The sequence below is a fragment of the Roseibium sp. MMSF_3544 genome (assembly GCF_030732845.1).
Classification (GTDB): Bacteria; Pseudomonadota; Alphaproteobacteria; order Rhizobiales; family Stappiaceae; genus Roseibium.
The window spans coordinates 129,126-155,524 of sequence record NZ_JASHKA010000015.1 but is presented as its reverse complement, the minus strand read 5'-3'; the positions used below and the strand labels follow the sequence as shown (position 1 = coordinate 155,524).

At 59.6% G+C, this 26,399-nt stretch carries 21 protein-coding genes; 11 read left to right on the top strand and 10 right to left on the bottom strand.

Annotated elements, in window-relative coordinates; all coding sequences use genetic code 11:
* From RBB47_RS20820 to RBB47_RS20805, 4 genes are all read left to right on the top strand, one after another.
* On the top strand, positions 1-498 hold a 498-nt coding region (locus RBB47_RS20820), incomplete at its 5' end, for an ABC transporter ATP-binding protein (protein WP_305987808.1).
* Complete coding sequence (locus tag RBB47_RS20815; RefSeq protein ID WP_305987811.1) at positions 495-1,268, top strand: L-iditol 2-dehydrogenase; 774 nt, start codon at positions 495-497, stop codon at positions 1,266-1,268. The genes RBB47_RS20820 and RBB47_RS20815, both read left to right, overlap by 4 nt.
* A gap of 3 nt (positions 1,269-1,271) precedes the next feature.
* On the top strand, positions 1,272-2,771 hold the full coding sequence (locus tag RBB47_RS20810; protein WP_305987807.1) for a mannitol dehydrogenase family protein: 1,500 nt from the start codon (positions 1,272-1,274) through the stop codon (positions 2,769-2,771).
* A gap of 174 nt (positions 2,772-2,945) precedes the next feature.
* A complete protein-coding gene (locus RBB47_RS20805) occupies positions 2,946-3,488 on the top strand; it encodes a TlpA disulfide reductase family protein (protein WP_305987806.1) in 543 nt (180 codons plus the stop codon).
* A gap of 34 nt (positions 3,489-3,522) precedes the next feature.
* Here RBB47_RS20805 and RBB47_RS20800 read toward each other — a convergent pair whose 3' ends face one another.
* Both RBB47_RS20800 and RBB47_RS20795 read right to left on the bottom strand, forming a co-directional pair.
* Positions 3,523-4,224, bottom strand: coding sequence for a GntR family transcriptional regulator (locus RBB47_RS20800; RefSeq protein WP_305987805.1), 702 nt, complete (start codon positions 4,222-4,224; stop codon positions 3,523-3,525).
* Positions 4,225-4,233: 9 nt separating this feature from the next.
* A complete protein-coding gene (locus RBB47_RS20795) occupies positions 4,234-5,613 on the bottom strand; it encodes a formimidoylglutamate deiminase (protein ID WP_305987804.1) in 1,380 nt (459 codons plus the stop codon).
* Positions 5,614-5,691: 78 nt separating this feature from the next.
* Here RBB47_RS20795 and hutI point away from each other — a divergent pair, with 78 nt between their 5' ends.
* The 7 genes from hutI to RBB47_RS20760 all read left to right on the top strand — a co-directional run bounded on the left by hutI (position 5,692) and on the right by RBB47_RS20760 (position 14,563).
* Positions 5,692-6,897 carry an imidazolonepropionase gene (gene hutI / locus RBB47_RS20790; RefSeq protein ID WP_305987803.1) on the top strand — a complete coding sequence of 402 codons (1,206 nt, stop codon included), beginning with the start codon at positions 5,692-5,694 and terminating at the stop codon, positions 6,895-6,897.
* Positions 6,894-8,450: a histidine ammonia-lyase gene (gene hutH, locus RBB47_RS20785; RefSeq protein ID WP_305987802.1), complete on the top strand. Its 1,557-nt coding sequence runs from the start codon at positions 6,894-6,896 to the stop codon at positions 8,448-8,450. The genes hutI and hutH overlap by 4 nt, the downstream gene beginning before the upstream one ends.
* Positions 8,437-9,270 carry an N-formylglutamate deformylase gene (hutG, locus tag RBB47_RS20780; protein WP_305987801.1) on the top strand — a complete coding sequence of 278 codons (834 nt, stop codon included), beginning with the start codon at positions 8,437-8,439 and terminating at the stop codon, positions 9,268-9,270. Before hutH ends, hutG begins: the two co-directional genes overlap by 14 nt.
* On the top strand, positions 9,263-10,939 hold the full coding sequence (gene hutU, locus RBB47_RS20775) for a urocanate hydratase (RefSeq protein WP_305987800.1): 1,677 nt from the start codon (positions 9,263-9,265) through the stop codon (positions 10,937-10,939). The genes hutG and hutU overlap by 8 nt, the downstream gene beginning before the upstream one ends.
* Positions 10,940-10,985: 46 nt before the next feature.
* Complete coding sequence (locus RBB47_RS20770) at positions 10,986-12,083, top strand: TRAP transporter substrate-binding protein (RefSeq protein WP_305987799.1); 1,098 nt, start codon at positions 10,986-10,988, stop codon at positions 12,081-12,083.
* Positions 12,084-12,512: 429 nt separating this feature from the next.
* The gene (locus tag RBB47_RS20765) at positions 12,513-13,016 is read left to right on the top strand and encodes a TRAP transporter small permease subunit (RefSeq protein WP_305987798.1); all 504 of its coding nucleotides are present in this window, start codon (positions 12,513-12,515) and stop codon (positions 13,014-13,016) included.
* Positions 13,013-14,563, top strand: coding sequence for a TRAP transporter large permease subunit (locus RBB47_RS20760; RefSeq protein WP_305987797.1), 1,551 nt, complete (start codon positions 13,013-13,015; stop codon positions 14,561-14,563). Before RBB47_RS20765 ends, RBB47_RS20760 begins: the two co-directional genes overlap by 4 nt.
* Before the next feature lie 321 nt (positions 14,564-14,884).
* Here the strand turns inward: RBB47_RS20760 and RBB47_RS20755 are convergent, their stop codons facing one another.
* The 8 genes from RBB47_RS20755 to RBB47_RS20720 all read right to left on the bottom strand — a co-directional run bounded on the left by RBB47_RS20755 (position 14,885) and on the right by RBB47_RS20720 (position 26,394).
* The gene (locus tag RBB47_RS20755; protein ID WP_305987796.1) at positions 14,885-16,243 is read right to left on the bottom strand and encodes a glycoside hydrolase family 3 N-terminal domain-containing protein; all 1,359 of its coding nucleotides are present in this window, start codon (positions 16,241-16,243) and stop codon (positions 14,885-14,887) included.
* A gap of 189 nt (positions 16,244-16,432) precedes the next feature.
* Entirely contained in the window at positions 16,433-17,998 is a 1,566-nt protein-coding gene (locus tag RBB47_RS20750; RefSeq protein WP_305987795.1) for a caspase family protein, read from the bottom strand.
* A 191-nt stretch (positions 17,999-18,189) separates the two neighbouring features.
* A complete protein-coding gene (locus tag RBB47_RS20745) occupies positions 18,190-19,467 on the bottom strand; it encodes an aspartate aminotransferase family protein (protein ID WP_305987794.1) in 1,278 nt (425 codons plus the stop codon).
* 13 nt (positions 19,468-19,480) lie between these two features.
* On the bottom strand, positions 19,481-20,605 hold the full coding sequence (locus RBB47_RS20740) for a mandelate racemase/muconate lactonizing enzyme family protein (RefSeq protein WP_305987793.1): 1,125 nt from the start codon (positions 20,603-20,605) through the stop codon (positions 19,481-19,483).
* Complete coding sequence (locus RBB47_RS20735) at positions 20,602-21,717, bottom strand: mandelate racemase/muconate lactonizing enzyme family protein (protein ID WP_305987792.1); 1,116 nt, start codon at positions 21,715-21,717, stop codon at positions 20,602-20,604. The genes RBB47_RS20740 and RBB47_RS20735 overlap by 4 nt, the downstream gene beginning before the upstream one ends.
* A complete protein-coding gene (locus RBB47_RS20730) occupies positions 21,714-22,826 on the bottom strand; it encodes a mandelate racemase/muconate lactonizing enzyme family protein (RefSeq protein WP_305987791.1) in 1,113 nt (370 codons plus the stop codon). Before RBB47_RS20730 ends, RBB47_RS20735 begins: the two co-directional genes overlap by 4 nt.
* Positions 22,823-23,917, bottom strand: coding sequence for an alcohol dehydrogenase family protein (locus tag RBB47_RS20725; RefSeq protein WP_305987790.1), 1,095 nt, complete (start codon positions 23,915-23,917; stop codon positions 22,823-22,825). Before RBB47_RS20725 ends, RBB47_RS20730 begins: the two co-directional genes overlap by 4 nt.
* A complete protein-coding gene (locus RBB47_RS20720) occupies positions 23,914-26,394 on the bottom strand; it encodes an FAD-dependent oxidoreductase (protein ID WP_305987789.1) in 2,481 nt (826 codons plus the stop codon). The genes RBB47_RS20725 and RBB47_RS20720 overlap by 4 nt, the downstream gene beginning before the upstream one ends.
* Positions 26,395-26,399 lie beyond the last annotated feature (5 nt).

The window sequence follows — 26,399 nt, the reverse complement described above, 5'->3', positions numbered from 1 at the left end:
GTCAACATGCGCCTGGAAATCTCCGAACTGCACCAGACCCTTGCCACCACCATGATCTACGTCACCCATGACCAGGTTGAGGCCATGACCATGGCCGACAAGATCGTGGTGCTGCAGGCCGGTATCATCGAGCAGGTCGGCTCGCCCCTGGAGCTCTACCACACCCCGCGCAACCGGTTCGTCGCCGGCTTCATCGGATCGCCGAAGATGAACTTCATGATGGGCGCCTTTTCCTCAGAATATGACGCGGCCACCATCGGCATCCGACCGGAACACCTCACTGTCTCCCACACCGAGGGCAAGTGGACAGGAACCGTCGGCGTCTCCGAACACCTGGGATCAGACACCTTCCTTTATGTCGATGTCGAAGGGCTCAGCGAACCGGTCACCGTCAGATCCCCCGGCGACATCGCATTCCGGCACGGAGACACAATCCATCTCACGCCGGAAGCTGACAAAATACACCGCTTCGACAACCAGGGCCTGAGGATCGCATAATGCGGCTTGAAGGAAAATCGGCTCTCATAACGGGATCTGCGCGCGGCATCGGCAAGACCTTCGCCGAACGCTATGTACAAGAGGGTGCGACCGTTGCCATCGCCGACATTGACCTTGAAAGGGCAGAGGCGACCGCAGCTGAAATTGGCCCCTCGGCGTATGCCCTGGATCTCGATGTGACGAGCCAGAACTCGATCGATGCAGCCGTCGCAGCAGTCGAAAGCAGGACCGGTGGCATCGATATCCTGATCAACAACGCCGCCCTTTTCGACCTTGCCCCGATCGTTGAAATTACCCGGGACAGCTTCCAGCGTCTCTTCGACATCAACGTCGCCGGCTCTCTTTTCATGCTGCAGGCCGCGGCAAAATCCATGATCAGGCGCGGCAGCGGCGGCAAGATCATCAACATGGCAAGCCAGGCAGGGCGCAGGGGCGAAGCTCTGGTCGGTGTCTATTGTGCAACCAAGGCCGCCATTATCAGCCTGACCCAATCCGCGGGCCTCGACCTCATTCGGCACGGTATCAATGTCAATGCCATCGCACCGGGCGTCGTGGACGGCGAACACTGGGATGGGGTCGACGCACTCTTTGCCCGCTACGAGGGGCTTCAACCGGGTGAGAAGAAGGCTGCAGTTGGAAAAGCGGTGCCTTACGGACGCATGGGGACCGCGGAAGATCTCACCGGAATGGCCGTCTTCCTCGCGTCCGCTGATGCCGACTACGTCGTGGCCCAGACCTACAATGTCGACGGCGGTAACTGGATGAGCTGACCAATGCCACAAAAACTGGATATGACTGCGCTCTCTTCCCTCCCCGCTTCAATCGCGAGGCCGGCCTTTGACCGGGCAAAGCTGTCGCCCGGCATCCTTCACATCGGTGTCGGAAACTTTCATCGCGCACACCAGGCTGTTTACCTGAACAGACTGTTTGAAGCTGGCGAGGGGTATGATTGGGCGATCGTGGGCGCTGGCCTGATGCCCTACGACGAGGCCATGCGCGAACGCCTGAGCGAGCAGGACTGGCTCACCACGGTCGTTGAACTCGACCCGGATGGCCTGAATGCGCATATCTGCGGTTCAATGATCGACTTTGTCGAGATCGACCCGGGGATCTTGGTTAAGCGTCTGTGCCAGCCGGATATCAGGATCGTGTCGCTGACAATCACGGAAGGCGGTTACTTCGTCGACCCGAATTCCGGTGGTTTTGACGTATCGAATCCGGAGATCCTGGCGGATCTTGAAAACCCTGACTCTCCCAAAACAGTCTTCGGTGTGCTTGTTTCTGCACTTGTTAGAAGGAGGGCGCTCGGCTTGATGCCATTCACCGTCATGTCTTGTGACAATCTTCCTGAAAACGGCCACATCGCCAAACAGGCGGTTGTCGGCTACGCACGCGCTATGTCCGACGAGGCTGCCGACTGGATCGTTGCCAATGTTGCCTTTCCGAACGGCATGGTGGATTGCATTACACCGGCAACGGGTGATCGCGAACGCGCGCTTGTCGAAGAAACCTTCGGACTGGAAGACGCTGCCCCGGTTGTCTGCGAACCTTTCCGGCAATGGGTGCTTGAAGACAAGTTTCCCGCAGGCCGTCCCGCACTTGAAAAGGTCGGTGTTGAGTTCGTCGCCGACGTTGCCCCCTACGAACTAATGAAACTGCGCATCCTGAATGGCGGCCATGCCGCGATCGCCTATCCCGGAGCGTTGCTGGGCCACCATTTCGCACATGATGCCATGGCCGATCCGCTGATCCGCAATTACCTGGCAAAACTTGAAACCGAAGAGATTCTTCCAACCGTACCGGAAATCCCGGATGTCAGTTTCGAAGCTTATCTGGATACGGTTCTGAAGCGTTTCTCCAACGGAGCGGTCGGCGATACGATTTCACGCCTTTGTCTCGACGGGTCGAACCGCCAGCCAAAATTCATCCTGCCAACCATCCAGGATCGTCTCGATCGCGGCCTGCCGATCACCGGCCTTGCCCTGGAGACCGCGCTTTGGTGCCGTTTCTGTTTTGGCGAAGACGAAGACGGGCGCAAACTCGCACTGGAGGATGAGAAGGCCGAGGTCCTGAAAGCCTGGGCGGACAGCGTCTTTGCCCAAAAAGGAGATATGCACATTCCCGACCTGTTCGGCCCGCTCAGTTCCGATCCGGTTTTTGTCAGGGAATTCAGAACGGCGGCGCAAATGCTGCAAAAGTCTGGTGTAGCCAAGACTTTGGCAGTCTATGTCGGCGGCGTAGATGACGCCTCTGCAAGAGCCTCCAAAGGTTAGCGATTGTTGGAAACTCTGAAGGAAGGTCACGCACCCGTCTGCTCATCGCCTGAATTTGAAAATCCGTGTAGTTGAGATCGGTCCGGAACCGATTACCTGTGAAGCACCGGAGGCAATACGGCTTTGCGCCTTTCCGCCTCCCTTGTGACAGGATGACAGGTGCAGGGTGCTGACATGATCAAGTTGAGCCGTCGGGAAATGCTGGTAGGAAGCGCTGCTCTTGCGGCCTCAGCGACGCCCGCGTTTTCACAGGAAGTCGATTTCCGCAGTCTCGGTCTTGCCGAACCGGCCTTCAAGGTCAATGCCGAACTCAACATTCCGGACCTGGCCGGCAAGGTTCATCAACTGCAGGATTACCAGGGCAAGACGGTGGTCGTTTCCTTTTGGGCGACCTGGTGTCCACCTTGCCGCAAGGAAATGCCGACACTGGCCCGGCTCGGACGCGAACTTGGCACCGACGACTACGCGGTTCTTGCTGTCAATGTCGGCGACCGGCAGGACAAGATCCAGGCCTTCCTGGACGAAATCGAGCACGAAGGCATGTCGATTCTCCTCGACAACGACAAGGAGATGCCGGCCAAGTGGTTCCTGCACGGCCTGCCGGTGACATACATCGTCGACACCAATGGCAAGGTTGCCCTGGGTGCAATCGGCGAACGCGTCTGGGACGCGCCGGAAATGATCGCCGGCATCAGGTCGGTCGGCGGAACTTCCTGACGTTGGCTGAGACTTGCCGCGCAGGCGGTCCGTATCAGATCTCCGTGCGCATCCTGTAGCCGGGCGCGAAGATCAGACGGACGTGCGTGATTGGCAAATCGCCTGCCCAGGTGATGCGTTCCATTGCAAAGAGCGCCGTTCCGGTCGCTGCATCCAGTTTCCCTGACAGCTTGTCGTCGGCGTTGACTGCAAAGAAGGAAAGGTCGCCATGGCTGTAGGGCGCGTTGTGCACCAGCCATTCATTGGCACTGACCTCCTTGAATGACAGGTCTCGCGCAGCCGGCGCTGCTTCGAGATTGATATAACGCTCTTCAAATGCGTAGGGGCGCTCATTGGAAAAATGAAGCGTCTTCAGAAAGAGTACGTCTTCGCCGAGCGACACCTGAAAGGCGCCATGCAACATCGCCGGCAATGGCCGCAGGTCGCGTTCCAATACCGAATGCCGGTATGAGCCGCCAATCGACTCCACCTCTTCCCGGATGATCGGAATGGTGAGCGTCGCACGTTGGGGCGGGTTGACCGCAACCCGCGTCCCGGCCTTGCGCTTGCGGACGACAAGGCCGCTGTCGGCCAGATCCCGCAGCGCCCGGTTGACGGTTGTCCGCGCGCAGCCGAACTCTTCCGCCAGGTCCGCTTCGTGCGGAATCTGCTCTCCTGGCTGCCAGATCCGGTCATGGATCCGGCGCAGCAGCACTTCGCGGATACCCGTCCAGGAATTTGTGTCCGTCAGCGTCACGTGGTCCCCTTACAGTCTGGCGCGCAGCGATTTCATGGCAGCCCGGTAGCGTGCCCGGATTGCATCGCCTTTTACATGTTTTCCGTGCACGACAACATGCCGTCCGGCGGACCAGACGTCCCTCACCATCCGGTCATCGCCGGCAAAGATGTAGCTGTCCAGGATCTCGTCACCTTCCCGCCCCTCCAGATCGATGGCGGTTTCGTCGAGCGCAAGCAGATCGGCAAAGCAGCCTGCCGCTAACGCTCCGGACGACCGGCCCGCGGCTTGCGCGCCGCCGGCAACCGCACCCTCAAACAGAACCCGGCCCGTTGATTTCTCAGTCGTGGCAACACTTGCCCGGCTCCTGTCCCGAAGTCGCTGCGAATATTCCAGCGTTCTGAGCTCCTCCGACAGCGAAATACGAATGTTCGAATCCGAACCGACGCCGAACCGCCCGCCATGGTCGAGAAAACGCACACCGTCGAAGATCCCGTCACCGAGGCTTGATTCGGTGATCGGACACAGGCCGGCAACAGCGCCGGTTCGGGCCAGCCCGATTGTTTCTTCTGCGGTCATCTGCGTCGCGTGGATCAGGCACCAATTCTTGCCAACCGCCTGATTGTCGAGCAGCCACTCCACAGGCCGTAAGCCCTGTGCCGCCTGAACCTCCTCGACTTCCGCAACCTGTTCCGCCAGGTGCAGGTGCAGTGGTTTTTCGCCTGCCAGGGATACCGCCATTGAAAGCCCGTCCTCGTCGACGGCTCGAAGAGAATGCGGCGCCACCCCAAGAACCGCATCGTCCGGCAGGGCGTTTATCGCTTTCGCCGCCAACTCGTGCAGTTGTGCAAAGCGATCGAAATCATTGCCGAAGCGGATCTGTCCCGGTGCAAGCGGGCGCTTGTCGCATCCGCCGAACTGATAGAACACCGGAAGATGGGTCAATCCGATACCGGTCTCAAACGCTGCAGCAATGATCCGTTCCGACAGCTCGGCGAGGTTCCGGTATGGCGTTCCTTCTGGTTGGTGATGAAGGTAGTGGAATTCACCGACGGCCGCGTAACCGGCCTCCAGCATTTCCATTTGCACGAATGCGGCAATTGCTTCGACATCTTCCGGGCTCAGCGCATCCAGGAAGCGGAACATGATCTGGCGCCAGGTCCAGAAACTGTCACGCGCCTCGCTCCCCCGCTTTTCGCTCATACCTGCCATTGCGCGCTGAAACGCATGGCTGTGCAGGTTCACCGGAGCGGGCAAGAGAATGCCGACGCGGTTTCCGCTCGGTGTGCAATCGCGGTCGACGCTGGAAATTCGGCCATCTTCGGCAATAGTTACGGCGACGTTTTTAGCCCAGCCAGCGGGCAGAAGCGCCTGCTCTGCAAAAATCGTTGCTCCGGCGACCATCGACATGCCGTTTCCTTCATTGACACGTTAATATGTGCATGCATATTATCTTATAACGCAATCTAATCAAGCCGGAGATGGTCCTTGTCCCAGCACATTCTGACCAATGCCGACCTGGCAACCTTTGCCGGCGAACATGTGCCTTACGGCTTGGTTGAGGATGGCGCGCTGGCACTGGACGGCGACCGAATCGCGTGGGTCGGCAAGGGCGAAGATCTGCCGGCGCATTTCGCGAACTGGACCCGTGAAGACCTTGGCGGCCGCCTTGTGACGCCTGCGCTGATCGACTGTCATACCCATGTTGTTTTCGGTGGTGACCGGGCCCGAGAATTCGAGATGCGGCTTGAAGGCGCAACCTATGAAGAGGTCGCAAGGGCCGGTGGCGGCATCGTCTCTACAGTGAGGGCGACCCGCGCAGCCAGTGAAGAGGAACTCCTTGCTGCAGCGCTTTCCCGGGTTGACGCCCTGATCGCGGAAGGCGTCTCCACACTTGAAATCAAGTCAGGTTACGGTCTCGATCTGGAAACCGAGTTGCGCATGCTGCGCACCGCGCGAAAAATCGGGGACGTCCGTCCCGTTCAGGTCTGCACCAGTTTCCTCGGTGCGCATGCCGTCCCCCCGGAATATAAAGATCGCCCGGACGCTTATCTTCAAGACATCTGCTTGCCTGCACTGGAAGCGGCTCATGCGGAAGGCCTTGTCGATGCTGTCGATGGATTTTGCGAAGGAATTGCCTTTTCGCCCGAACAGATTGCACGTGTTTTCGACAAGGCAAATCAGCTGGGTCTTCCAGTGAAGCTTCATGCCGAGCAGCTGTCCAATCTTGGTGGCACGGCGCTGGCCGCTTCGTATGGCGCCTTGTCAGCCGACCATCTTGAATATCTGGACGAGACCGGTGTGAAAGCACTTGCGGAAAGCAGCAGCGTCGCTGTCCTGCTGCCCGGTGCGTTTTACACGCTGCGCGAGACACAACTCCCACCCGTCGATCTTCTGCGCCGGCATCGGGTCCCGATAGCTCTTGCCACTGATTGCAATCCCGGTTCCTCCCCCCTTGCCTCGCTGCTTCTCACTATGAACATGGGTTGCACGCTGTTCCGCATGACGCCCGAAGAAGCCCTGGCCGGCGTCACCAGGGAAGCTGCCAGAGCGCTGGGATTGGAAGACCGGGGTACGCTCGAGGAAGGAATGCGTGCGGACCTTGCCGTCTGGAACGTCAGGCACCCCGCCGAGCTCAGCTACCGAATCGGGTTCAATTCCCTGGAAAAACGCATTTTCGGAGGCTGCCAATGAGCGCCCTCACCCTGCAACCCGGTTCCGTTACCCTCGCTGACCTGGAACGTATCTACCGGGACGAACTCCCGGTCCGTATCGACAGGGCTTCAGAGACCGCGATTCGTCAGGCTTCCGAGCGTGTGGCAACTGCAGCGCGCGGTGCCGAAGCCGTTTACGGCGTGAACACCGGCTTTGGCAAACTCGCCAGCGTCAAGATCGCCGCCGAAGACACGGAGACACTCCAGCGCAACCTGATCCTGTCTCACTGCTGCGGTGTCGGCGAAGCTCTCGACCGCACAACGACGCGGCTGATGATGGTTCTGAAACTGTTATCTCTAGGTCGCGGCGCCTCCGGTGTTCGTTTCGACGTTCTCCAACTCATCGAGGACTGTCTTGAGCGTGGCGTTACGCCGGTCATCCCTTCGCAAGGTTCGGTCGGGGCCTCCGGTGATCTGGCCCCTCTTGCGCACATGACGGCCGTTCTGATCGGCGAAGGCGAAGCCGTCTTGAATGGCGAGCGGATGCCCGGTGGTACGGCCCTCTCAAAGGCAGGTCTTCACCCGGTCGTGCTAGGTCCGAAGGAAGGTCTCGGCCTCATCAACGGCACCCAGTTCTCAACCGCCTGCGCCCTTGTCGGCCTCTTCGATGCCTGGCGGCTGGCCGAAGCAACGCTTGTCACGGCAAGCCTGTCCACCGATGCCATCATGGGCTCGACGGCACCGCTTCTCGCAGGCATTCACGAACTGCGCGGTCACCGCGGCCAGATCGAGGTCGCACGGACCATGCGGGAAATTATGACCGGGTCCGAGATCAGGGAAAGTCACCGGGAGGGCGACACACGCGTTCAGGACCCCTACTGCATCAGGTGTCAGCCGCAAGTGGCCGGTGCCTGTGTCGACCTGATGCGCATGGCCGCAACCACTCTTGAAATCGAAGCAAATGCCGCGACCGACAATCCTCTCGTCCTGATTGATGCCGACAGGATCGTGTCGGGCGGCAACTTTCATGCAGAACCCGTTGCTTTTGCCGCCGACCAGATTGCACTCGCGGTGGCAGAACTTGGCGCGATCTCGCAGCGCCGGATCGCCCTGATGGTCGACCCGACCCTTTCTTTCGATCTGCCGCCGTTCCTCGCCAAGGATCCGGGACTGAATTCCGGCATGATGATCGCAGAGGTCACGACCGCCGCCCTGATGAGCGAGAACAAGCACCTCGCCAATCCCTGCTCGACCGACTCCACGCCGACCAGTGCCAACCAGGAGGATCATGTTTCCATGGCGGCCCATGGCGCACGGCGCCTCGGCCGCATGAACGCCAATCTTTCCCACATTCTGGGCGTGGAACTTCTGTGCGCGGTCGAGGGCATCGAACACAGGGCGCCGCTGACGACAAGTCCGGCCCTTCAGTCCGTTATCGACAGACTGCGTGCTGACGTCCCTGCCCTTGAGGAAGATCGTTATCTGGCGCCCGACCTGGACAAGGCGGCAGAACTCGTCCGCTCCAGGATTCTGGTGTCGGTTCTCTCCGGCGATCACATGATCAAGCTGGGAGCGGCGTATGCAGCCGGTTGACGTCATCAGGGGCAACGGCCCTGTCGTTCTCGGTGTGCCGCATTCGGGCACGTTTGTTCCTGATTCGATCTGGAGCAGCCTCAATGCGCGCGGGCAAAAACGCGCCGATACCGACTGGCATGTCGACAGGCTTTACACCGGCCTTCTGCCCGGTGCGACCATGGTCCGCGCAAACTTCCATCGCTACGTCATCGATGCGAACCGTGATCCGGAAGGCGTAAGCCTCTATCCCGGCCAGAACACCACCACCTTGTGCCCAACGACTGACTTCGACGGCAGGCCGATTTATCAGGACGGCGGCGAACCGGACAGCGCCGAAATCGAAGCAAGGCGTCTTGCCTGGCATGCACCCTATCATGCCGCTTTGGAGGCGGAATTGATGAGGGTCAGGGCAGAACACGGTGTCGCGATTCTGTATGACTGCCATTCAATCCGTTCAGTGGTTCCCTTCCTCTTTGACGGTGTCTTGCCGGATTTCAACACCGGTACGAACAATGGCGCCACCTGCGCCCCGGACGTGGAAGCAGCCGTTTTCGACCGGACGAAAAGAGCCAATGGCTATACCGCCGTTCTCAACGGCCGTTTCAAGGGTGGCTGGACAACGCGTCACTATGGCCGCCCTGGCGCGGGTTTTCATGCCGTTCAGATGGAACTCGCACAGCAGACACATCTCGCGAGCGAGGACCTGCCGTTCGACTACGACGAAGAAAAGGCGGAGCGCCTTCGCGTGCATCTAAGAGACATCCTGATCGCACTAGAGGCCCTTGCTCCGGCACTTGCCGAACAAAATCAGACTTTTGAGGGAGCGCATCATGACTGACCGCCGCCACAACGCCCGCGACGTCTATCCGCCAACCGGTACGGAGCTGAACGCAAAGTCGTGGCTGACCGAGGCACCGCTGCGCATGATGATGAACAATCTCCATCCGGACGTCGCGGAAAACCCGCATGAGCTTGTGGTTTATGGCGGGATCGGCCGGGCAGCTCGCACCTGGGACGATTTCGATCGCATCGTTTCCAGCCTCAAGCAGCTCGAGGAAGACGAAACTCTGCTCGTGCAATCCGGCAAACCGGTCGGGGTCTTCAGGACCCACAAGGATGCCCCGCGCGTTCTGATCGCCAATTCGAACCTCGTCCCGAACTGGGCGAATTGGGATCATTTCCACGAACTCGACAAGAAGGGCCTCGCCATGTACGGCCAGATGACGGCCGGGTCGTGGATCTATATCGGCACGCAGGGCATCGTCCAGGGCACCTATGAAACCTTCATGGAAGCCGGGCGCCAGCACTATGGTGGCGACCTGAAAGGCCGCTGGATCCTCACAGGTGGCCTTGGCGGCATGGGCGGTGCACAGCCGCTCGCCGCGGTCATGGCAGGTGCTTGTTGTCTCGCCGTTGAATGCGATGAGAAAAGCGCGGACTTCCGCTTGCGCACGCGCTATGTCGACGAAAAAACCGATTCCCTCGACGAAGCATTGGCTCTGATCGATCGCTGGACGAAGGCGGGAGAGGCAAAGTCCGTCGCCCTGATCGGCAATGCAGCGGATGTGTTTCCGGAAATCGTCCGGCGCGGTATCAAGCCCGACATCGTTACCGACCAGACGTCCGCACATGACCCGGTAAACGGCTATCTTCCGCAAGGCTGGACAGTGGCAGAGTGGCGGGCAAAGGCGGAAACCGATCCGAAAGAGGTTGAAAAGGCCGCCCGGGCGTCAATGAAAGTTCACGTCGCAGCGATGGTTGATTTCTGGAACCAGGGCGTGCCCACGCTGGACTACGGCAACAATATCCGCCAGGTGGCGCTTGAAGAAGGATTGGAAAACGCATTCGCGTTCCCAGGTTTCGTTCCGGCCTATATCCGTCCGCTGTTCTGCCGCGGGATCGGCCCCTTCCGCTGGTGTGCTCTCTCCGGAGACCCTGAGGACATCTACAGGACCGATGCCAAGGTGAAGGAACTGATCCCGGACGATACGCATCTTCACAACTGGCTCGACATGGCGCGGGAGCGCATTTCCTTCCAGGGCCTGCCGGCAAGGATCTGCTGGGTTGGTCTGGGACAACGTCACCGGCTCGGGCTCGCCTTCAATGAAATGGTCCGCAACGGGGAACTGAAGGCACCGATCGTGATCGGGCGCGATCATCTTGATTCCGGTTCCGTGGCCTCGCCTAATCGGGAAACCGAGGCCATGAAGGACGGATCGGACGCTGTGTCCGACTGGCCACTCTTGAACGCACTTCTAAATACCGCCTCTGGCGCAACCTGGGTGTCCCTGCACCATGGCGGCGGAGTCGGTATGGGCTTTTCGCAGCATTCCGGCATGGTCATTTGCTGCGACGGCACGGACGACGCCGAAAGGCGGATCGGGCGCGTGCTTTGGAACGACCCGGCAACCGGCGTGATGCGTCACGCGGATGCCGGATACGAGATCGCGCTGGACTGCGCGAAGGAACAGGGGCTCAACCTGCCGGGAGTACTGGGACGGCAATGACAACGGCAGGACACTCCGACCACCATTTGAAACGAGGGGAAGATCGATGAAAAGACGTGATTTTCTAAAGGCCGGTGCAGCTGGAACAGCCGCAGCGGCAGCAACGGCACTGGCAACACCGGCCATCGCCCAGGATATCCGCCAATGGCGCATGGTGACCGCCTGGCCAAAGAACCTTCCGGGGCCAGGCGTCGCAGCACAGATGCTGGCCGACCGCATCACGGCGCTCTCGGGCGGACGCATCGAGGTCCAGCTTTTCGCCGCCGGCGAGATCGTTCCAGGCAATGGTGTCTTCGACGCCGTCGGCCAGGGCACGGCTGAGCTTTACCACGCTGTACCGGCCTATTGGGGCTCGAAGTCCAAGGGCATCCTGCTGTTCGGATCCCAGCCCTTCGGCCTGACCGCGCCGGAACAGGCAGGCTGGTTGATCCATGGCGGCGGCCAGGCGCTCTACGATGAGATCTATGCCCGCTTTAACCTGAAACCGTTCCTGTGTGGCAATTCCGGTCCGCAATGGGCCGGCTGGTTCCGCACCGAGATCAACAGCGTCGATGACCTTAAGGGCCTGAAATTCCGGTCGACGGGTCTGGCCTCCGAAATGTGCTCCAAGCTCGGCATGGCAGTTCAGGCCATGAGCGGTCCGGCAATGTTCCAGGCGCTCCAGTCAGGCGCGCTCGACGCCGGTGAGTTCATCGGCCCCTGGACCGACAGCGCCCTCGGCTATTACCAGATCGCCAAGAACTACTACTGGCCTGGCGTCGGCGAGCCGTCTTCCGCCGAAGAATGCGCGGTCAATCTGGAGGCCTATAACGACTTGCCGGACGACTTGAAAGCGGCCGTCTCGCAGGCCTGCGCCAGCCTCTATAACGACGTCCTGACCGAGTACAACACAAAGCACGCCCAGGCCCTGACCCAGCTCGTCGATGAGCATGACGTCATGGTGCGCAAGCTACCCGATGAAGTTATCGTTGCCATGGGCAATGCAGCGGGTGAAGTCATCGCGGACCTTCGTGCCAGCGATGATGAACTGGTCAAGCGCATAACGGAAAGCTTCCTCGCCTACCGCACCTTGATGCATGAATACATGCCCTACGCGGACAACGGCCAGATGAATGCTCGCCTGCTCGATTACAAGTATCAGTGAGCTGTTGGTTTTCCGGCTAAGTTTTAGTGGTTGGAGAGACACATAGACGGTTCTTGTCAGAATTGATTGTCATCCCGGCTGGAGCGAAGCGCAAGGCCGGGATCCAGTGAACTCTTGTCTGACTGTCTTTTTCAGTCACCGGCCACACGGAATACTGGGTCCCGGTCTTGCTGCTTGCGCGGCAAACCGGGACGACAAATCCGAGAAACTATTCCGAGTCCCGACTTGGAGGCGCTGGTATTGTACCGTAATTTCAACGGCATGCTCTCAATAGTACATTCGGAACCGGACAACAGTGGGCTTGAACATGGGAACCATTCGGTTTCCCCACCGACCTCGAATCGCGGCAAGGTCAAGATATGGATTGCAGGGGCAGGTCCTGCAAGGACGAAACCAAACGGTCCGGCATCAGGGGCAGGATAAACCGCAATGGAACGACTCGCGGGCGTGCTGGAGCGCGTCAATTTCCTCATCGGCAACGTGCTGTGCTGGGCAGCGCTTGCCATGCTGCTCCTGCAATTCGTAATCGTGCTCCTGCGCTATGTGTTCGGTTACAGCTACATCTTCCTAGATGAAGGCGTTCTTTATTTCCACGCCTCCCTGTTCATGCTCGGCGCGGGCTACACGTTTTTGGTCAACGCCCATGTCCGCGTCGACATTTTCTACGCCAAATGTACCGAGAGAACGCAGGCATGGATCGATCTCTTCGGCCACCTGTTTTTGCTGACACCCGCACTTCTCGTGTTGCTCTGGTTTTCCTGGCCCTATGTGCGCGGCAGCTGGGCAATCCTGGAAGGGCCGATTTCCGTTGGAGGAATTCCGGCATCCTATCTGCTCAAAACCCTCATTCCCGCCTATTGTGTGCTTCTGCTGATACAGGGTGTTGCCGCCTTCCTCCGTGACATTCAGAAGCTGAGGGAGACCGGCGCATGAGCCTGCCGCTCGACCTCATCATGTTCGGTGCCCTGATCGCCTTCATCCTGCTTGGCTACCCGGTCGCCTTCACGATAGCCGGTGTTGCCACCGGATTTGCGCTTCTCGGCTGGATGCTGGGGGATTTCAATATCCAGCTCATGGGCGCAATGGGCCAGCGCTTCTTCGGCGTCCTCATCAATCCGGTTCTGACCGCCATACCACTTTTTGTTCTGATGGGCGTCATCCTGGAAAAGAGCCGGATTGCCGAAGAACTGCTTGAGACAATGGGGCGCCTCTTCGGACGCATGAACGGCGGTCTCGGTGTTTCGGTCGTGCTTGTGGGCGCGCTGCTGGCAGCTTCCACCGGGATTGTCGGCGCAACGGTGGTTGCAATGGGCCTGATCGCCCTGCCGACGATGCTGCGCAATGGCTACGATCCGAAGCTGGCTTCCGGCATGGTTTGCACCGCTGGAACGCTCGGCCAGATCATCCCGCCCTCGACGCTTCTGATCATTCTGGCCGATGTCATGTCCAACGCCTTTCAGCAGGCGCAGTATGCCCAGGGCAAGTTCACCATCGAGACCATCTCGGTCGGCCAGACATTCGCTGCCGCAATGGTGCCAGGCTTGCTGCTGGTGGCGGTCTATTGCGTTTACATTCTCGCCCGCGCCCGGTTGTTCCCGAGTGATGCCCCGGCGATGCATGAGGACGTCGACCATCCGTCGACAAAGGAAATAGCCGCCGCCATCGTCCCGCCTATTTTGCTGATCATAGCCGTTCTCGGATCGATCCTCGGCGGCATCGCGTCTCCCAACGAAGCCGCCTCTGTCGGTGCGATCGGCGCCATTCTGCTGGCCGGACGCCGCCTCGGCGTTTCCACAAGGCTGATTGTGCTGGCAACGCTCGCGCTGCTCGTTCTGGCCGTTGCCGCAACCGCGCTTCCTGTGCGCCTGCAGCGCTCCGACGTTACATTTGGCGGCTATCTGCTCGCGGCAAGCTACGCAAGCCTGGCAGTGTTCGCCCTTGCGGTCGTGCTGCGTATCCTGGTGGCCGCTTTCAAGGACGGCCTTTTAACAGCATCCCTGCTTTCCACACTCACCGTCACCTCGATGATCTTTGCAACCATCCTGATGGCGAGTTTCTTTTCCCTGGTTTTTGTTGGCCTCGGTGGTGAAGATCGGGTGCACGCAATCTTGAACGAAATGCCGGGCGGGCCGACCGGAGCGCTGATTTTCGCAATGCTGTTCGTGTTCGTACTCGGCTTCTTTCTCGACTTCGTGGAGATCTCCGTCATTTTGCTGCCGGTGCTGATCCCACCACTCATCCTGATGGGCATCGACCCGATCTGGCTAACGGTTCTGATCGCGATCAACCTTCAGACGTCGTTCCTGACCCCGCCTTTCGGCTTCTCGCTGTTTTACCTGCGCGGGGCCGCGCCGAAAGAGATCACCACGGGTCAGATTTACCGGGGCGTCGTGCCTTTCATCCTGCTTCAGATAGTTGCCGTCGCGATCCTGTGGCTGTTCCCGCTTCTTGCCACCTGGCTGCCGCGCTCGCTTTATTGAGCCGCGCCTTGGTGCGGAGCCACTGCTGTTCGGTTTCGCGGGAAATGGGTCGTGTCGGGGGATCGACGTTTTCCAGGCTTGTCATTCCGGCTGAAGCGCAGCGGAAGGCCGGAATCCAATAAACTCTTGGCTAATCATCCTCTTCTTTCGACAGCCACACGGCATACTGGATCCCGGTCTTGCCGCATGCGCGGCAAACCGGGATGACAAATCCGAGAAAGAATTCCGTAGCCCTGCGTGAAGATGCCGAATTTATCCGCCGCATTCGCATGATGAACAGTCGATCGCCCTTTCCAGGCCGGACAGCTGTGCATGCGGACCCTAGAGCGCAAGCCCTTCGGGCAACACGAGCCGGACGCTGCGAATGGAGGCGTCGACATCTTCCGGGGTCAGCACCTTTTGGTCCGGATCTGCTGTTGGCTCCGCAATCGTCTGCCCGGATGGCCGTGGGGCCGGTTTCGGGATTGGAGACACTTTCAACCGGCTCTTGAGCGCGCGTACCCTTTTATAGGCCGCTGCGATTTTCTGCCTGAGCGCCGGATCACTCTCCGCGGCTTTTACCAGAATGTCCGTGACCTTGGCCGGAACTTCGGGATCGGGACGTTTGTCATTCGCAAACACCAAAATGTCTGTACCCGCCTCGACAGCCATTACCACCGCGTCCCGGAACGAGTGGTTCTTCCGGATCGCGTCCATCTGCAGATCATCGGTTATGATAACCCCGTCATAGCCCAGATCCCCCCGCAAGACACCTGCAAGCGCTGTCTCGGAAAGCGAAACCGGTTTGCGCTCGCCCTTGTCCTGAAGACCTCTATTGTGGACATGCGCCGTCATGATCAGATCGGCCTTGTCTTTCGCGATAAGTTGCCGGAACGGTTCCAGTTCGTCTGGAGACCATGTCCTGGAAATGTCGACGGCACCCTTGTGGCTATCGGTATGACTGGACCCGTGCCCGGGGAAATGCTTCAGCGCGGTGAACACACCGTGTCGCCTGTGCGCGTCGATAAAGGCTTCGCTAAAAGCCACAACGATCTCCGGATCGCTCGAAAAGGACCGCCCAAGCCTGCCGATAATTGGGTTTCTGGGATTTTTGTCGAGGTCCACCACGGGACCAAGATTGAGATTGAACCCCCAGTCGGCGAGCGCTTCGGCCATAAGATCATAGGCGGTCGCTGCGTCGGCTGGTGACGCTCTTTGTGCCATGCGTTTCGCGGACACGGTCTGGGGAAACCGGTGCCACCCTTTAAGACGCTGGACAACGCCGCCCTCCTGATCGACCGCGATGAGCGGTGGAGCAGGCGCTGCTGCGTTGAGGCCTGCGTTCATTTTTCCAACGGTGTGCCGGTCGAGAATGTTCCTGCCAAGATAAAGCACACCTGTAATTTCGCCCGCCTGAAGCTGGGCTTTCACGCGCTCGTATCCACGTTTGTCGATTGAGTTTCCGACGAACCCGACCAGGATCATCTGACCGATTTGTGTCTTGATATCAGGAAGGGTGTCGCCCGGCGCTGAATCGGCTTGCCGAGCTGGCTTGGGCAACGGTTTGGCCTCGACCGCCTGGACACGCTCTGCCGCCGGCACGATCGCACCAGGACGTGCGTTCGGTGTTTCTGCGCGGCCGGGCAAGACCGTCAACAGGGCTAACAGAATTCCGGTGCTCAGGATTCGAATGGACCTCATCGCGGTCTCCGACGTTTCCACCGTCACTCACAAACTTGCGTTTTATTGGTTAACGTATGGTTAACCTAGATTAACAACTCGCTAATTTGCGCAAGAGCTTCACAACACACGCCCTTTTTGACACGATTCTCACCTTTGATTGCCCAAGCCCTGCCCCTATCTGGGGACAAGTTCCAGAACGAAGGTCGCCTAATCAACGGCGGTAACTGGATACACCCGGCCGGGCGTGACAACCCGGTCGATCCGCCGCGCCGAGATCAGGCCGCTGCGCGTGTTCGCCGACAGATAAGGTTGATTGGTAAATCCGCTCTTCAGCCAACACCGGTTGCGTTTCAAAAACCCCGCAAAGGTGAAACCACTGCAACTGGAATGTCTTGCGCAGGATTCCATGCAGCCCTTGAAGGTAAGGTCCCCGGTCGACCCGAGGTCCGAGCCGCTGAGATCCCTCCGGTTGAAGAGCTCCCACGTTGCCCGGACTGAAGGCGCATCGCGTTCGCTGCCACCACGGAAGTAATATCCGGCAACAGCGCCATCAAAAACCTGGGCAAAACTGTAGGAACTCTTCAGAAAACACCGACGTGCCTCCGCATTAAACGTGAAGGCCCGGCAAGCTGTTTCGTTGCCGCAACTTTGCGCACATTCCGACACGCTTTGCGCCCGAAGACCCTTGGGATGAATATCGCCACCGAATAGGTCGAGATTGGCATAGGTCGCCAGGAACCAGCTGTCTCTTTCAGTCTCGGACCCAAGCGGACCCTGACCGGGATCATCAGGAGAAACCGATGCCTGCAACTGCTTCTTGCGACCAATTGCCAGCTGCTCATAGATGGTTCCAGAATAGGCTGAAATGATGACGTCGAAGTCGCTGATGACGTTCGAATCCCGAACCGCTTCCCATGCCAGCCTGGCGTCCTCCGGGTTGCGGCCGGGCTGCTCCGTCGAAGTTCCGGACACGGCCGGCGTAACCCCGCTTGGGCTCGTTGCCACCTGGTCATCGCTCGGATGAAGCGACACGGTTCCGGCCGGCAGGGAACCATAAAGAAACGGCTCCTGCTCCCGCCCGGTCGACGTCAGAACCTCGTCCCGAATGATGCGGAACATCTGCCCCACATCGAGCCCACGTGTGGGAATATGTTTCAGCAAAGCCGTCGTGTACGGGCTGTTGCGTCCAACACCGTCGCTCGCCGTCGTCCCTTCCTTGGCTGCAAAACCAATAATGGTTCCGGTGTCCGGTTCGATCGAGGCAAGACCGCCCGGCAAGGAAGATCTTGATGCACCACTGGTGGAGCGCATGGCCCGCAGGAACGGGTTATCCCTGCAGGCATCCAGTATGATGACGTTCAACCGAGAGGCACCCGAAGCTGCCCGTTGCACCATGTCGAGAGAAATCGCCTGGAATTCGACGTCGTGACCCGTCTTGAGGTCCGCGTCCACCGGTATCAGATAGTTCTTCTTCTCAACTTCAATGCCATGTCCGGCGAAAAAGACCAGAGACACCTCGGCTCGACGGGCCTTGCCGGAAAATGTTTGCAGGGCGGCCCGCATTTCCTCGTAGCTCGCATCCTGAAGCAGGCTGACGTCATACCCCATTCCGGCGAGCGTTTCGGCAAGATCCGCAGAGTCGTTTCCGGGATTGGCCAGCGTGCTGGAGACTTCATAGCCGGAATTGCCGATAACAAGCGCAACGTGGGAGCTGTTCGCCGCAGTCAGAGCGCGAAGCGCTACGGGGTTCGCGAGGCTGAAAAGGCCGGCCAACAAAAGGATCAAACAAAGTCGCACGAGCGGTAGGAAAACTCTGCACATGCCGCAACCGCCGAAAATTGGCAAAAACTAAGAAAACTTTCGCTGCAGAAATTCTACGAGAGCCCAAACGGATAAGCAACCCGCATGGGCTCCGTGCAAGATCTAACGATCACTCGGTGACACCTGGAATGGCTGTGTGGGCCCTAGGAAACCAAGGCTCCAGCTGCCGCTTCCAGCGCCGCTTCGGTCTGTACAAGATCGGCTTCTGTCAGGGCCAGATGCGCATAGAGCTTGCTGTCCGGCTTCAGGATGCCGCTTGACCGAAGGCTCCGGTTGAAGCTCTTTGCCCGACCGCTGTCGGCATTGAACATGTCGCGATAGTTCTCGACCGGCTTGTCGGTAAAGGCTACGTCGAACAGAAACGGTTCGCCGACGATCTGATACGGAACGCCGGCAGCGTTCAGATGCGTTCTGAAGGCTGCCATCAGTCTTTCGCCGTTGGCGCGGATTGTTTGATAGCTGCCGGGCCGTTTCAGGATTTCCAGGGTCTTTAGTCCGGCAACGCTCGCGACCGGGTTTCCGCTGAGCGTTCCGACCTGGTAGGTGAAGCCTTTCTCGCCGACAATCGCCTTGTCGAAATGGTCCATGATCTCCTTCTTGCCCGCAATCGCGGCCAGAGGGAAACCGCCACCGATGATCTTTCCGAGCGTGCACAGGTCAGGTGTTACGCCGTAATATTCCTGCGCACCGCCATAGGCAAAGCGGAAGCCTGTGACGACTTCATCGAAGATCAGGATGATGCCATGTTTGCTGGTCAGATCCCGCAGGGCCTGCAGGAACCCGGGAGCTGGCGGGATCAGCCGCTGCAGCGGTTCGACAATGACACAGGCAATCTCGCCTGCATGTTCCTCGATCAGCGATGCAACGAAGTCCGCATCGTTGAACGGTGCGATCAGCATGTTGTCGCGCACAGCCTCCGGAATACCGGCGGAATCTGGCACGGCCTGCGGGAAGTTGATCAGCTTGCCGGGTGCCAGGCTCATCAGCGCCTCACCGGACATGCCATGGTAACCGCCTTCGAACTTCAGGATCTTGTCCCGCCCTGTGTAGGCGCGCGCGAGCCGCATGGCATACATGTCCGCTTCGCCGCCGGTTGAAACGTATCGCACCTGTTCCGCACACGGCACGGCGTCGACAAGCACTTCGGCAAGCTCAATGCCGCGCGCGTTGTTGGCAAAAAAGGTCATGCCGTCGGCGAGATGTTCCTGGACGGTTTCCAACACTTCCGGATCACCGTGGCCGAGGATCATGGGTCCCGATCCGATCAGGTAATCGATGAACTCGTTGCCGTCCTCGTCCCAGACCCGGGCGCCCTTGCCGTTGCGGATGATGACGCCGGGATCGAAATTTCCGAAACCGGCGGCCGGCAGAACCTGCGCTGCGCGTGCCTTCCAGTCTTCCTGGGAAATGGATGTTTTCATCTGACGGCCTCCTTCAGGCAGCAAGAGATAGAACAGGTTCACCCAGAGCCGCCGGATTTGGCGTGACGCCGAGACCAGGTCCGGCAGGCGGAGAAATCCGCCCTCCGGATCGGGTCGGTGCGTCCGGGTCCAACCTCGGATAAACATAGCCGGAAAGGTCGCAAACGTTGAGAACGGCCTGCGCCGGCGACGATGCGGCAAGATGAAGAGCCGCCGCCGTCGCTATATCAGTGCCCCATGTGTCTTCAACACACATCTTCGTGCCGAAGTGCAGACAAAGATCGCGTGCCCGCCGAAGCTCGGAAATGCCGCCGAATTTGGACAGTTTCAACGCAACCGCATCCATGCAGCCGAGCTCGTAGGCCTTCAAAAGGCTTGTCGTGTCGTGAGCGTTCTCATCCAGTTTCATCGGCAGACCGGTCGCGGACCTGACCGCTGCGCACTCCTCGAGCGTCGCACAGGGTTGTTCAAGCATAATGTCGAGATCGCGCACTGCCCGGCCGACACGTGTCGCGTCGAGCCGGCTTGATCCGCAATTCCAGTCTCCGTAAACAAGCGGTCCCTCACCGACTGCTTCCCGCACCAACCGGAGCCGCGCGACGTCCGCCTCCCAGTTATTGTCGGCACCGAGTTTGACCTGAATCTGGCGCATGCCCGCGGCAAGAGCATCCTTTGCGATGTCAGCCATGTCCTCAGGTGCGATGCAGGTGATCGAATGATAGAGCGGGAGGTCGGCTGACTGCAGCCCGCCAAGCAACGTATAGACCGGAAGCCCGCACGCCTTGCCGGTCAGATCCCACAGTGCGATGTCGACTGCCGATTGTGCGTAAGGATGGCCCAGAAGATGGGACCGGCAGGCCTTCATCAGCGCTTCGACACCAATCGGATTTCCGCCGAGGAGAACAGGTGCGAGCTCCTCAATCGCCGGCGCGACCCCTCTTGCATAGGACGGAAGATAATGCGGGATCGGACAAACTTCTCCCCAGCCGGAGACCCCGTGATCGGTGTCGACACGCAGGATCATGCTGTCGACCGTCGCGCAGGTCTTGCCTTCGGCCATATAGTAGGTTTCGTGGCTTGTCAGAGGCACTTTCCAGAGCGTCAGCCCCGTAATCCGGTAGTCGGGATAGTTGCTCATCCGGCATCTCCATAAGTCGCGACCGGCGCGCCAAGAATTGAAGGATCTGGCGTGACACCGATGCCCGGTGCGTCGCCGAATTGAACCAGACCACCGACGTTGCGGGCGCCTTGTCCCGGCACGGGGTCGACTGCCAGATGCGCGTGACACAGCCAGGCAGCAAGCCGGTTGGCGTCAGGTGTCGACGCAGCCAGATGCAGCGCAGCAGTGTCGGCAAAGGCGCTTCCGCCAGTATCCTCGATGTGCATTTGCCAACCGACGGAAACTCCGAAATCCCGGATTTGCCGCGCCTTGGTCAACCCGCCGACGCGATTGGGCTTCACTTTCACGCCCTGGCAGACAGTCCGTTTCCAGGCGTCCAGATGGTCCTGAAACGTATGCAGACATTCGTCGAGCATAATCGGCTGCGGTACCTTGCCGGCAACGAGAGCGCATTGGTCCAAGGTCTCGCAGGGTTGTTCGACCCAATCCCGCGCCGACACAGCATTCAGCACCTGAAGGGCGACGCCAGGTGTCCACGCCCGGTTGACGTCAAAGGTGACCTGTTCGCCCTTCGGCAAAGCTGCCGAGATTGCTTCGATCCGCTCGATATCGGCACTGAAGTCGCTTCCGCCGACCTTTGCCGAGTGTGTCCGGTATCCCATCGCGCTCGCCTCCCGAATCAGCGCGATCATCTCGTCCGGTGTCCCGGTCGAAATGGAAGAATTGACGGCAACAGCGGCGGGCTTTTCGGCACCAAGCATGCGCCAGAGCGGGTTGCCGCTTGCCTTGCCGCAAATGTCCCAGCAGGCGATGTCGAGCGGTGATTTTGCATAAAGGTGGCCTGGAAGCTGAAGATCCATCGCACGATTGATGTCATCGAGCGCGCGCGGATCGCGCCCCAGGAGGGCGGGCGCAAGAATCTTAAGGGCCGCACGAAGGCCATGACCGTGCGCCGGAAGATAAGTGTGACCCCAGGGGCAACCTTCGCCCCAGCCGGACACGCCCTCATCGGTATCGACCCGGACGAACGTGCTGTCGATTTTCTCAAACTTCAACCGACCGCCGGAGAGCCAATAGGGTTTCGTCAGCGGCAGATCGATCTGGAAGACGGTGATCCGCGAAATCCTCATGCAGTCTCTCCGTAAACGGCAATCGGAGGCCCGAGGCTTTCAAAATCCGGCTCCACGCCGAGTCCGGGCGTGTCGGAGGCGTAGAGTTTACCGTTCGCGGTTCCAGGACCCGGCATTCCGGTCGATCTGGTGTTGTAGTTATGTAGATCGGTCGTGTTCTGGAGATAGTCTTCCGGCGTCGATGCCGCAAAATGCGCAAGGGTAGCGGTTGCAATCTCCCCACCCCAGGTGTCTTCGGAAACGACAGGAATGCGGTTGTCGATGAAGAAGTCCCGCACGCGCCGTGCCTTCGAAAGACCACCGAGATTTGAAATCTTGAGACAGACGAGATCGGCTCCACGATCCGCAACGATGCGCTGCGCCGCCTGCATCCCGGTGACGCACTCATCCAGCTTCATCGGCAGGTCAATGCGCGCACGGACCTGCTGGCATTCCTCGTAGGTTCTGCAAGGTTGTTCGAAAATGAAATCAAGATCGCGTGTGGCCCGGGCAACCCTGAGGGCATTGTCGACGCGCCAACCCTGGTTGGCATCCGCCATTGCCTTTTCGCCCGGTTTGAGCAAGGGAACCGTCGCCCGGATCCTGTCGATGTCTTCTACCCAGTTCGCCCCGACCTTGATCTGGAACTGCCGGTACCCGTTGCTGCGGTGACGCTCAAGCTCGGCGACCGTTTCTTCGGTCGAGCGATGCGGCGCGACCCTGTACATCGGAGCACCGTCCGTCAGCTTGCCGCCCAGCAGCATCCAGACAGGTACGCCGAGCGCTTTGCCCGCCAGATCCCAACATGCAGCGTCGAAGGGCGCTTTGGCATAACCATGCCCCTGGATCAGATGATCGAGAAGCTGTTCGATCCGCGCCACCTGGCGGGGATCTTCTCCGATGAGCTGCGGCGCCACGATCCGGGCAAGCGCTTCGACCCCTTCGGAATGGGCAACCATGTAGTTCTCACCACAGGGTGTGAATTCGCCGCATCCCGACAAACCGGCATCGGTATCGATCACGACGACGGTTGCCTTGGCCGTGGTGATGGAATTGCCCGCCCCCCAGCCATAGGCCCCGTCGACATAAGGCAAATCAGTCTTGAAGATCCGGATGCGGGTGATCTTCATGGAACCACCACGATGTTTCCTATGTGGTTTTTCTCAATGAAGGCTGTTTGCGCGGTGTGGAATTCCTTCAGCGGATAAGTGGCTGCGAGCACCGGCCGGATTTCGCGGCGTTCGACATAACCGACGAGATCCTTGAAGATGTGAGGTTCGACGACAGTCGATCCGATCAGAGTGAGATCGTTGAGATAGAAGGTTCTGAGATCCAGACTGACGATCGGCCCCGCAATGGCGCCGGAACATGTATAGCGAGCGCCGCGTTCCATCACGTCGATCAGATGGCCCCAGTAAGGGCCCCCGACCACATCGGCAACAACGGAAACCTTGTCGCGTCCGATGGTTGATTTCAAGGCCGCGCCGAGGTTCGAAGGAGCACGTTCCAATACAACATCGGCTCCGAGCGCCTTGATGTCGGCGTGCTTTGCCGGCGAGGCCAGCGCAACGACAGTCGCGCCTCTCCTTTTTGCAAGCTGTATCGCGGCCGAGCCGACGCCGCCCGAAGCGCCGGTGACCAGAACCGTATCTTTTTCACCGACATCTGCACGGCTGAGCATGCCTTCGGCCGTTGTGTACGAACACGAGAATGTGGCCAGCTCCGCATCGCTCAGGTCAGATTGGACAACCCCTACGTTGTTGGCATCGGCGACCGTATATTCGGCGTAACCACCATCGCACTCGGATCCGAAGTAACCGGCCTTGTTCTTGTTGAATGGATCAGACCAGTCCCGAAGCCAGCCATCCACCATCACCCGTTTGCCCAGAAGCGCTTCCGGAGCACCGTCGCCAAGGGCGACAACCTCGCCAACCGCGTCCGCTCCCTGGATGCGTGGAAATGTGATCGGCGCCCCTCCCCAGGTCGGATCCTCCTGGCCGACTTCCTCGTACGCGCCTCCGGTCGTCGCGTCGGAAACCGTCTTGGAGTACCAGCCCGAGCGCGTGTTGACGTCGGTATTGTTCAGCCCGCACGCACCGACCTTGATCAGCACCTGACCTTGGCCAGGTTTTGGTGTCGGCCAGTCTTCGTGCCAGACGATTTTGTCCAGCCCGCCATGCCCTTCCAAGACCATTGCCTTCATTGTCGCCGGTATGGTCATTCGGCAGCCACTCCCACTGCAGCATCCGTCCTCGGCAGGAGGCTATCCGGATCATAGGCAGGCGCATCGAGCACCCTTGCCTTGCGGACACCGTTCATGATGACGACTTCCAGCTGCTGGCCCGGCTCGGCCGCTTCCGGTTTGACATAGGCAAATGCAAGGATTTTCCCGACCGTGTGGGCATAGGCAACGGAACTGGTTGCCCCGACCGGGTGCCCATTGAGAAGCACGGCTTCACCGCCATGACCGTCTTCGACCCCATCCGGCTCGATTTCGAGATAGACACAGATCCAGGGCAAGCACGAAGACGCGGCGCTTGTTTCCGTTGCTTCCTTGCCAAGGAACTCCGCCTTGTCGAGCTTCACAAAGCGCATGACGTCGGCTTCGGGCAATGTGACTTCGTTGGTCAACTCCCCGGCTCCCTTGAAGCCTTTTTCAAGACGGAGCGCGTTCATGGCAAAGGATCCGTAATCCGCAAGCCCGAGCGGCTGGCCGGTTTTCCAGAGCGCATCATAGACCTCCAGCATGTGCTCGCGCGGAATATGGAATTCCCAGCCGAGTTCCCCTGCATAGGACATACGGAAGGCCCAGACCGTATGTCCGGCCACTTCGATTTCCTGAGCTGTCAGCCAACGGAACGAACCGTTGTCGAGAGCTGCCGGTGTATTGGGGGCCAGAATATCGCGCGCCAGCGGACCGTTGAGCGTCATCGCTCCCCATTCGGTGGACAGGTTACGGACACTCACGTCTTCGCCGTTGCCATTTTGGGCCAGATGATCCAGCAGCCGTTGCTCGAAGAAAGCCGCACAGACCAGGTAAAAGCGGTCTTCCGCAAGCCGGACGACCGTCAGTTCCAGCTCGATCCGGCCACGCCGGTTGAGCATATGCGTCAGGGCAATGCCGCCATCCTTCTTGGGCAGACGATTGGCCACCAGCCGATCCAGATAACTCTCCGCATCCGGACCCGACAATTCGATTTTGGTGAAGGCCGAGATATCCATGATCCCCGCCGTTGTGCGCACGGCCTGCATTTCCTTGGCAACGGCCTCATGCCACGCGGCGCGGCGGAAGGAATAGTAGTCCCGCTGCTCCAGGTCACCAGTCGTGAACCAGCGCGGACGCTCGTGACCGTAGACTTCCTCGTGAACCGCCCCTTTCTCCTTAAGCCGGTCGTAGAGAGGGCTCGGTTTGATCGGGCGCCCTTCCAGCCGGTTGAAATGCGGGAACGGGATTTCGTGGCGCAGGCAGTAGTCTTCTTTCGCCTTGATCACCTGCCAGTCCTTGTCGGCATAGTCGCCGAAGCGGCGCGGATCGAATTCGCGCATGGAGATGTCGGCCGAACCGTGGACAATCCAACGGGCAAGCTCGCGGGTCAGACCGGGGCCCCATCCGATACCGATCTGGGTGCCGCAGCAGCACCAGTAGTTTTTCACGCCCGGCGCCGGGCCGATCAGCGGGTTGCCGTCCGGCGGATGCGAAATCGCTCCATGCACCTCGCGCTTGATGCCGAGTTCGGCAAAGATCGGCATCCGGTCCATGGCGTTTTCCAGCCAGGGCATGATCCGGTCGTAATCGGCATCAAACAACTCGTTCTCCGCTTCCCAGGGACAAAAGTCTTCCCAGACCGTGTTCGGGTTTTCCTTTTCGTAGATCCCGATCAGGCCCGACTTCTGTTCCATGCGGATGTAGCCGGAGACGAGTTTGTCGTCGCGGATGACGGGAAGCTCCTTGTCCAGCTCCTTGAATTCAGGAACCGTGTCGGTGACGATGTAGTGATGGGTCATCGACGTCATCGGCAGCTGCAAACCGCTCCATTCGCCCATCTGACGGGCGTAAGTACCACCGGCATTGACCACGTGCTCACAGGTGATGTCGCCAAGCTCGGTGGACACTTTCCACTCGCCATTCGGCTGCTGCTTGATATCCGTGGCCCGGCAACGGCGAATGATCTTCACGCCAAGCTTGCGCGCGCCGATCGCGAGCGCCTGGGTCACACCGGACGGATCCGCGTGGCCGTCGTCGGGCGTATGCAGGGCCCCAAGAACACCGTCGAGATTGTAGAAGGGATGCATTTCACGAATGCGCTCCGGCCCGACCAGTTCCATCGGAAACTGCAGGGCCCGGCCGACACTCATCGTGTGCCGCAGCCAGTCCATCTCGTCTTCGGTGTAAGCCAGACGGAAGGACCCGCAGCCATGCCAGGTCACTGATTGGCCGGTCTCTTCCTCCAGCAAGCCGGAATAGAGATCGATGTTGTAGCCGACACATTTTCCAAGGCCGAAACTGGACGTGGAATGGGTGATCTGACCGGCGGCGTGCCAGGTCGACCCGGAGGTCAGTTCCGCCTTCTCCAGAAGAACGACATCCGAGCAGCCTTCGTGGGCCAGATGGTAGGCGAGGCCGCAGCCCATGATGCCGCCGCCGACAATAACGACGCGAGCTGAAGACGGCAGTTTGGAGGTTCCAGTTTCCGACACGTGTG